The following is a 7,956-nucleotide window of genomic DNA, read 5'->3' as shown; positions in this document are numbered from 1 at the left end:
CTGCGGGGGCTGTTCCGGTTCCGGGACCCGGACGGGAGCGGGCGCAGCCCGATCCCGATCGACGAGGTCGAGCCGGTGTCCGAGATCGTCAAGCGGTTCTCGACCGGAGCGATGTCGTACGGGTCGATCTCGGCCGAGGCCCACGAGACGCTGGCGATCGCGATGAACTCGCTCGGCGCCAAGTCGAACACGGGGGAGGGCGGCGAGGATCCCGATCGGCTGTACGACGCGCGCCGGCGGTCGGCGATCAAGCAGGTCGCGTCCGGCCGGTTCGGGGTGACCGCCGAGTACCTGACCAACGCCGACGACCTCCAGATCAAGATGGCCCAGGGCGCCAAGCCGGGTGAGGGCGGCCAGCTCCCCGGTCACAAGGTGTACCCGTGGATCGCCGCCACCCGGCACTCGACGCCCGGGGTCGGCCTGATCAGCCCGCCCCCGCACCACGACATCTACTCCATCGAGGACCTGGCCCAGCTCATCTACGACCTGAAGAACAGCAACGTGAACGCGGCGGTTTCCGTCAAGCTCGTGTCCGAGGTGGGCGTGGGCACTATCGCGGCGGGCGTGGCCAAGGGCAAGAGCGACCTCGTGCTCATCAGCGGCCACGACGGCGGCACGGGCGCGTCGCCCCTCAGCTCCATCAAATACGCCGGGCTCCCGTGGGAGCTGGGCCTGCCCGAGACGCACCAGGCGCTGGTGGGCAACGGCCTGCGCGAGCGCATCCGAGTTCAGGTGGACGGCCAGATGAAGACCGGCCGCGACGTGGCCGTCGCCGCGCTCCTCGGCGCGGAGGAGTTCGGCTTCGCCACGGCGCCGCTCATCGCCAGCGGCTGCATCATGATGCGCAAGTGCCACCTGAACACCTGCCCCGTCGGCGTGGCCACGCAGGACCCCGAGCTGCGCAGGAAGTTCTCCGGCAAGCCGGAGCATGTGGTGCGCTACTTCTTCTTCGTCGCCGAGGAGTGCCGGAAGATCATGGCCGAACTCGGTTTCCGCACCCTGAACGAGATGGTGGGCCGGGCCGACATGCTGGAGTTCGACCCGATGCCCGAACACTGGAAGGCGCGCACCCTGGACTTCTCGCGCGTGCTGGTCTGCGCCGAGCCGTGGGAGGGCCAGACCCGCCACTGCACGGTGGCCCAGGACCACGGGCTGGACGGCGCGCTGGACTGGGAGCTCATGGAGCGGGCCGCCCCCGCGCTGGAGCGGCGTGAGCCCGTCACGATTGACGTGGAGATCGAGAACACGCACCGGACCGTCGGCACCATGCTCTCCAGCGAGCTGACGCGCCGCCACAAGCTGGGCATGTACACCGGCACCCTGCCGGACGACACGGTGGTGCTCCGCTGCGCGGGTGTGGCGGGCCAGAGCTTCGGCGCCTTCGCCATCGCGGGCGTGACGCTCGACGTCACCGGCGAGGCGAACGACTACTGCGGCAAGGGCCTCTCGGGCGGCACGATCATCGTGCGGCCGCCGGCGGACTGCCCCATCGTGCCCGAGGACAACATCGTGGTCGGCAACGTGGCGCTCTACGGCGCCACGGGCGGCCGCGCCTACTTCCGCGGCCTGGCGGGCGAGCGCTTCTGCGTGCGCAACAGCGGCGCGTGGGCGGTGGTCGAGGGCGTGGGCGACCACTGCTGCGAGTACATGACCGGCGGCCGCGTCGCCATTCTCGGCCCCACGGGCCGCAACTTCGGCGCGGGCATGAGCGGCGGCATCGCCTACGTGTACGACCCCGGGGGCGCCTTCCCCGTCCACTGCAACCTGGGGATGGTGGAGATCAAGCCGCTCAGCGACAGGAGCCGGGCGCAGCTCCGCAGCCTGCTGGAGCCGCATTTCCGGCTCACGGGCAGCGAGGTGGCCCGGCGGATACTCGAGAACTGGGAGGAGGAGACCTCCCGGTTTGTGCGCGTCATGCCGAAGGGCTACGCGCAGGTGCTCATGGAAAAAGAGGAACAGGAATAACACCATGCTGCCGGAAAAATCCAAAGGGTTCATGACCTTCTCCCGCGAACTTCCCGAGCCGGTCCCGGCAGGGGAGCGGGTGCAACACTACAACGAGTTCGCCGGGTCCCTGCCCCCCGAGCGCCTCAAGCGGCAGGGCTACCGCTGCATGAACTGCGGCGTGCCCTTCTGCCACAGCGGGTGCCCCCTGGGAAACCAGATTCCCGACTTCAACGACCTGGTGAAGGACGACATGTGGCGGGAGGCCCTCGAAATCCTCCACGCCACCAACAACTTCCCCGAGTTCACCGGACGGATATGCCCGGCACCCTGCGAGAGCGCGTGCGTGCTGGGCATCATTGACCCGCCCGTGACCATCGAGATGATCGAGCGCGAGATCGCCGAACGCGGCTGGGAGAGCGGCTGGATCACTCCGCAGCCCCCGGCGGCCCGCACGGGGAAACGGGTGGCCGTCGTCGGGGCGGGCCCCGCCGGCCTGGCCGCCGCCCAGCAGCTCAACCGCGCGGGCCACACCGTGGTCGTGTATGAGCGCGCGGACGAGCCGGGCGGCCTGCTCCTCTACGGCATCCCCAACTTCAAGCTGGACAAGTCGGTGGTCCGCCGCCGGGTGGAGCAGATGCGCGCCGAGGGCGTGGAGTTCCGCTGCGGCGTCGAGGTCGGCCGCGATGTGCCCGCGAAGGACCTGGCGGAGTACGACGCCGTCCTCCTGGCGCTCGGCTCCACCAAGCCGCGCCTTTTCCGCGAGGCCGACGTGCCCGGAAGCGGGCTCAAGGGCATCGTGCCCGCCGTGGATTTCCTCACCCAGCAGACCCGGCGCGTGCTCCGCAAGACCGTGGAGGGTGGGGACATCGTGGCCACAGGCAAGAAGGTGGTGGTGATCGGCGGCGGCGACACGGGCTCCGACTGCGTCGGCACCTCGCTGCGGCAGGGTTGCGCCTCCATCCTCAACATTGAACTCTTCCCCAAGCCGCCGGAGGCCCGCTCAGCCCGCAACCTGTGGCCCGAGTGGGACTTCGTGCTGCGCACCTCCTCCAGCCACAAGGAGGCGCCCGGCGGAGACTGCCGGGAATGGTGCATTAACACCAGGTCCTTCGAGGGCGACGAGCAGGGCAATGTCCGCGCGCTGAACGCGGTCCGGGTGGAGTGGAGCGAGCCGGACGCCTCCGGCCGCCGGACCATGACCGAAATTCCCGGCTCCGAGATGCGGATTGAGTGCGACCTGGTGCTGCTGGCCATGGGCTTTGTCCAGCCCGAGGCCGACGCCTTCGCGGCGGACCTCAAGGTCGAGATGGAGAAGAACCGTTTCGGTCTCGGCATCAAGGCCGACAGCGCCTACGCCACCGGTGTGCCGGGGGTCTTCGCCGCGGGCGACGCGCGCCGCGGCCAGTCGCTCGTGGTCTGGGCCATTTATGAGGGCCGCGAGGCCGCACGGGCCATGGACCTCCACCTGACAGGCCGCACCCATCTTGCCGCGCGGGACTGCCAGGGGTATGAGGAGGTCCGGCTGGCCCCCGCGCAGTCCTGACCGCGCTGGCGTTGGTGTTGGGTGCTCTGCGGTGCCATTCACCGGAAATGGTGGTCTTTTTTTGCGGAATCTGCTATTCTTTGTCCTGGGCCGGGCAGGTTGTTCGGTCTGTACATCATTGCCGTGAGGGAGACACCGCATGAACTCGAAGCACCTGCGCCCGGTTACCCGAAAGCCCGTTCGGGCGGCGGACTACAGCACGGGCGGCATTTTTCGGCTGATCAGCCAGCTTTTCTCCGTGTTTGCCGATTTCTTCAGCCAGAAAGAGGCTCAGGAGGAGGATTAGGCCCCTGCGGGTCATCGCCTTCCCCCTCCGCGGCGTTACGGGGATGAAACCTTTTCCCCGCGTTCGTGTATTACGGTTAACCAAGGAGACAGGGTCATGAAGCACCTGACAGTTGTCACCCGGCCCGTGGCCCGGGCCGCGTCGGCCGTGACGCCCGGCAGCATCCTGATGGCGGTGAGCCAGATACTGACGGTCATCGCGACCTTCTGGGTGGAAAAAGAGGCGGCCAGCGAGATCATTGACGCCTGACGGCGTTCGGGAAATCGGATGTCCAGGAACAGAAACCATTTGCGCCGCCTTTCCGGGATGCCAGCGCGGGCCGCCGATGATGACATCAGCGTCGGCCAGGTGATGGCGCTCCTGATGCGCTTGCTGAATATTGCGACGCCCTTTGTCCTGGCCAAGGAAGGCACCGGTCAGAGCAGCGGCTAACAGGAAGGAGACAGGCAATCCATGCGACACACGCTGAGAATCACGCGGATACCCGCCCAGGCCCAGAGTCAGGGGCTGTGCGACAATGTGGTCGGCGATTTGCAGGCCCGCTTCTGTTTTGTCCTGGCGTTCCTGACGGACGTGTTTGTGCCCCTGGTCCTGCCCTTCGTTAACGCCAAGACGGTCACGGCCGCCGACGAGGGGGCCGTTGACACCACCGGCGGCACCGGCGGCGGGGAGACGGTTTAAGGGGGACTGACGGGCGTTCCTGAGGACGCCGGGAGAAGAATCTGTGAAACGGTTGCGCTTGATCACGCGCCCGCAGCGGGCGGCCATCACGGCGGATGTGGTGCTTGCCTTCCTGATAGACATCTTTGAGGCGGTGATTCCGCTGGTTCAGAACAAGAACCCGCAGAACCCCGTCACGATCCCGGATGACGATGAGGACTCCTCTTCGCGGTGACCGTTTCCCGGGGCGAAAAAAGTCCCGAAAAATGCTTGCATGCGCGGGGGGAATGTGCTTTAATGGGGCCGGGAAATTGTTGACAACCCAGGGAGACAACGTAGCATGAAGCACCTGAAGCCGATCAGCACACGCCGCGCCGACGCCTTCACGAACTTTTTCAACTCGGTCTGGCGTGCCTGGATGGATTTCCGGTACGAGAAGAAGAACGAATACGCCATCTGAGCGTTTCGGAACGGACACACAAGCTTGCGGGCCGGGTTGCGTCTTGCGCGTTTCCCGGTCCCTCTTTTTGACATGACGCGGCGCCTTGTGCCCGGGGTCCGCCTTTGCGGGGAATGGCCATGATCGTCGGACAGCATACGGTCATCAGGACGGCAGAACGGGACGACGCGCGGTTTCTCCGCGCGGCGTACTTGGGATCCGCGCTGAGGGCCTCCCTGCTCGACGTCCGGAAGGAGCCCGTGCAGCCGACGCGGGAAGAGTTGGAGGAGCTGCTTGGGTCGAAGGAGACCGCGCGCGGGCTGTTCTACGCCGTGGAGGACCTGGAGGGAAGGGTTTGCGGGTTCTGCGGCCTGCGCGGGGTGAACCAGGAATCCCTGTTTGCCGAGGTGTTCTTCCTTTTTCTGTCCCCGGAGATGGAGGCCGGCGCGGGAGGCGAAGAGGCGGTCCAGTTTGTTCTGGGGCAGGCCTTCAACCGCCTTCACCTCGCCAAGGTGACCATCCTGGTCCTGGACGGCGAAACCGGCCTCGGGGCGCTGCTCGCGCGGGCGGGGTTCGCGTGCGAGGGGGCCCAGCGCCAGGCCGTGCACGCGCGGGGTGTCTGGCACGACGTCCAGACTTGGACCTGTTTCCGGGAGGCTGCGGAAGCTCCGGACAACCACACGGGGGGATGCCATGCCCTTCAAGACTGACGCCGTCATCCGCCGGGCGGAGCGCGACGACCTGGACACGGTGGTCGGCTGGATGTCCGAGCCGGACTTCCAGTATTTCCTCTACGGGGACCCCGCGCAGTCGCCCCGGCAGATCCGGGAGCGCATCGTCTCCATGCTCGGCCGCGCCCCCGGCCAGACCATGCCCGGCGGGGTGCAGCTCATGATTGATTCGCCGTCGCTGGGGCCCGTCGGCCTTGTGGCGCTTCAGAACATCAGCTGGCGCAACCGCTCCTGCTCCCTCGACATCTACATCGGCCGGACGCACCTGCGCAACCGGATGGTCACGGCGGTGGCTGTGCTGCGGGCGCTGGAGTACGCCTTCGACGAGCTCAACCTGCACCGGGTCGGGGCCTTCATCTATGCGTTTAACACCGCCTCCTGGCGCATTTTCGAGATGTCCGGAGCAAAGCGGGAACTCGTGCTGCGCCGGCAGGTGCTGCGCGACGGGGTGCTCCACGATGTCTACGGCTACGGGGTGCTCCGGGAGGAGTTTGACGAGGCGCGCAGGGTGAGGAGCCGTCTGGTGGAGAGCGCCTCGCTGGAGGAAATGGTGAAATCCCTGCCCGCGGACGACGAGGAGCCGAAGGCGTGACAACGGCCTTTCTGATCCTGCTCGGGGGCTATGTCTTGTGGACCATGCTCATCGTTGGTTTGCTGCGGCGCGGCGGCGGGCGTCTGGACCCGGTCGCCGCCCTGTTTCAGACCCCCCTCGCCGTGATGGCGTGTGTCTATGCCGCCCGGGAGGGCCTGCTTACCCGCGCGCTGGTTTTCCCTCCGGCGTGGCTGCTCGGCCTTGCGGTTGGCCACGCGCTTTTCGCCCTTTCGGTGGTCTTCACGCACGGGGTGCCCCGCGACGCCTGGGCGCATTTCCTCGACCTGTCCGGCCTGGCGCGTTTCACCGCCGGCCATCCCACCGTGCTGGCCCGGTTTCTCGGCATCTCCCTCACGGAAGAGCTCATCTACCGGGGCGCGGCCCAGCCCCTGCTGGCCGGGCTGCCCGGCGGCCACTGGACCGCAGTGCCTGCGGCCGCCCTGCTGTTTTCCCTGGTGCACGACCATTTCTACCGGAACAGCCGGCGCGAGTCGGCGGAGTTCCTGCTGTTTGCCCTGACCCTCGGCCTGCTGTACCATGTGACGGGCAGCCTCGCCGTTGTTATTGTTGTTCACACCGTGCGCAACATGGAAAGCGCCTGTCTTGAGTACCGCGAGCTGCTGGAGCGGACGGGCGACGAGGAGTCGGCGCGCCGGGCGCTGGACCTGTCCCTCTCAGGAAAACCGCTGGAGACCCCATGACCGACCCGCTGGTGGAAATGCGCAATGTCCGCAAGCAGTTCGTCACCCGCCATGTGCTCGCGCTGGACGAGGAGACGCGCCGGCGCAGGCTGTACAAGCGGAACCTCGTGGACGCCGCGATGGACGTCTCTTTTGAGATACAGCCCGGCGAGATTTTCGGGCTCCTGGGCCCCAACGGCGCGGGCAAGACCACCACGGTCAAGATGATCTCCGGGCTGGTCAAGCCGGACGCGGGCCAGGTTTTTGTGGCCGGGCTGGACGTGGAGCGGAAAAGAAAGCAGATTCTCCGCCAGGTGGGGGTGGTACTGGAGGGCACGCGCACGAGCCTGTGGCCCCTGACCCCCCTCGAGAATCTGATGTACTACGGCAACCTGAAGAATGTCCGGGGCTCGGTTCTCCACGACCGCGCCCACGACCTGCTCGACTTCATCGGCCTTCAGGACAAGAAGAACACCCAGGTGCGCAGGCTGTCGCGCGGGCAGAAGCAGAAGCTCGCCATCTGCATCGCCCTCATCGCCGACCCCCGGGTGCTCCTGCTGGACGAGCCGACCACGGGGCTCGACGTGCAGAGCAGCCGCGCCATCAAGGACCGCATCATCGAGATGACCCATGGCCAGGGCCGCTCCGTCCTCGTGACGACCCACGACATGCATGTGGCGCAGGAGCTTTGCGACCGCGTCGGCATCATCAACAAGGGCCGGCTCGTCGCGTGCAAGCCCATGTCCGAGCTGCTGGAGCTGTTCTCGGAGCATGTGCTTGTCTTCAAACTCGACGCCGCGGCCGGGCTGGAGGCTCTGTCGGCCCTGCCCGGGGTGCTCTCGGCGGAGGAGGAGTCCGGCAACGGGGAAACCTCGCTGGTGCTCTCCCTGGCGATGGACGAGGCGGAGCGGTCGGCGGGCTTCTACGCCGTCACACGCGCGCTGGAGGCGCAGGGACGCCGGGTGCTCGCGGTCCAGCAGCGCCAGCAAAACCTGGAGAGCGTCTTTCTGCGGATCACGGGGCAGCCGCTCGCCGCGGAGGACGACCCCGTGCCGGAACATCCGGAACAGGAGTAGAG

At 67.2% G+C, this 7,956-nt stretch carries 11 protein-coding genes; all 11 read left to right on the top strand.

What is annotated here, in order from left to right; all coding sequences use genetic code 11:
• Positions 1-1,965: glutamate synthase subunit alpha (locus GXY15_08020; protein NLV41161.1), on the top strand; the 1,965-nt coding region annotated here is incomplete at its 5' end.
• A 4-nt stretch (positions 1,966-1,969) separates the two neighbouring features.
• The gene (locus GXY15_08015; protein ID NLV41160.1) at positions 1,970-3,490 is read left to right on the top strand and encodes a glutamate synthase subunit beta; all 1,521 of its coding nucleotides are present in this window, start codon (positions 1,970-1,972) and stop codon (positions 3,488-3,490) included.
• Between the two features lie 139 nt (positions 3,491-3,629).
• Complete coding sequence (locus GXY15_08010; GenBank protein ID NLV41159.1) at positions 3,630-3,776, top strand: hypothetical protein; 147 nt, start codon at positions 3,630-3,632, stop codon at positions 3,774-3,776.
• 96 nt (positions 3,777-3,872) lie between these two features.
• Positions 3,873-4,025 (top strand): hypothetical protein, encoded by a 153-nt coding sequence (locus tag GXY15_08005; protein ID NLV41158.1) that lies wholly within the window; start codon positions 3,873-3,875, stop codon positions 4,023-4,025.
• Between the two features lie 18 nt (positions 4,026-4,043).
• Entirely contained in the window at positions 4,044-4,208 is a 165-nt protein-coding gene (locus GXY15_08000; GenBank protein NLV41157.1) for a hypothetical protein, read from the top strand.
• Between the two features lie 21 nt (positions 4,209-4,229).
• Positions 4,230-4,457 carry a hypothetical protein gene (locus GXY15_07995; protein NLV41156.1) on the top strand — a complete coding sequence of 76 codons (228 nt, stop codon included), beginning with the start codon at positions 4,230-4,232 and terminating at the stop codon, positions 4,455-4,457.
• 43 nt (positions 4,458-4,500) lie between these two features.
• Positions 4,501-4,671: a hypothetical protein gene (locus tag GXY15_07990; GenBank protein NLV41155.1), complete on the top strand. Its 171-nt coding sequence runs from the start codon at positions 4,501-4,503 to the stop codon at positions 4,669-4,671.
• Positions 4,672-5,015: 344 nt separating this feature from the next.
• Positions 5,016-5,585, top strand: coding sequence for a GNAT family N-acetyltransferase (locus tag GXY15_07985; GenBank protein NLV41154.1), 570 nt, complete (start codon positions 5,016-5,018; stop codon positions 5,583-5,585).
• Positions 5,569-6,198 carry a GNAT family N-acetyltransferase gene (locus GXY15_07980; protein ID NLV41153.1) on the top strand — a complete coding sequence of 210 codons (630 nt, stop codon included), beginning with the start codon at positions 5,569-5,571 and terminating at the stop codon, positions 6,196-6,198. The genes GXY15_07985 and GXY15_07980 overlap by 17 nt, the downstream gene beginning before the upstream one ends.
• Entirely contained in the window at positions 6,195-6,899 is a 705-nt protein-coding gene (locus tag GXY15_07975) for a CPBP family intramembrane metalloprotease (GenBank protein NLV41152.1), read from the top strand. Before GXY15_07980 ends, GXY15_07975 begins: the two co-directional genes overlap by 4 nt.
• A complete protein-coding gene (locus GXY15_07970) occupies positions 6,896-7,954 on the top strand; it encodes an ABC transporter ATP-binding protein (GenBank protein ID NLV41151.1) in 1,059 nt (352 codons plus the stop codon). Before GXY15_07975 ends, GXY15_07970 begins: the two co-directional genes overlap by 4 nt.
• Positions 7,955-7,956: the final 2 nt, after the last annotated feature.

The organism is Candidatus Hydrogenedentota bacterium (assembly GCA_012730045.1).
Lineage (GTDB): Bacteria > Hydrogenedentota > Hydrogenedentia > Hydrogenedentales > CAITNO01 > JAAYBR01.
This window is presented reverse-complemented; position numbering and strand designations above follow the sequence as displayed.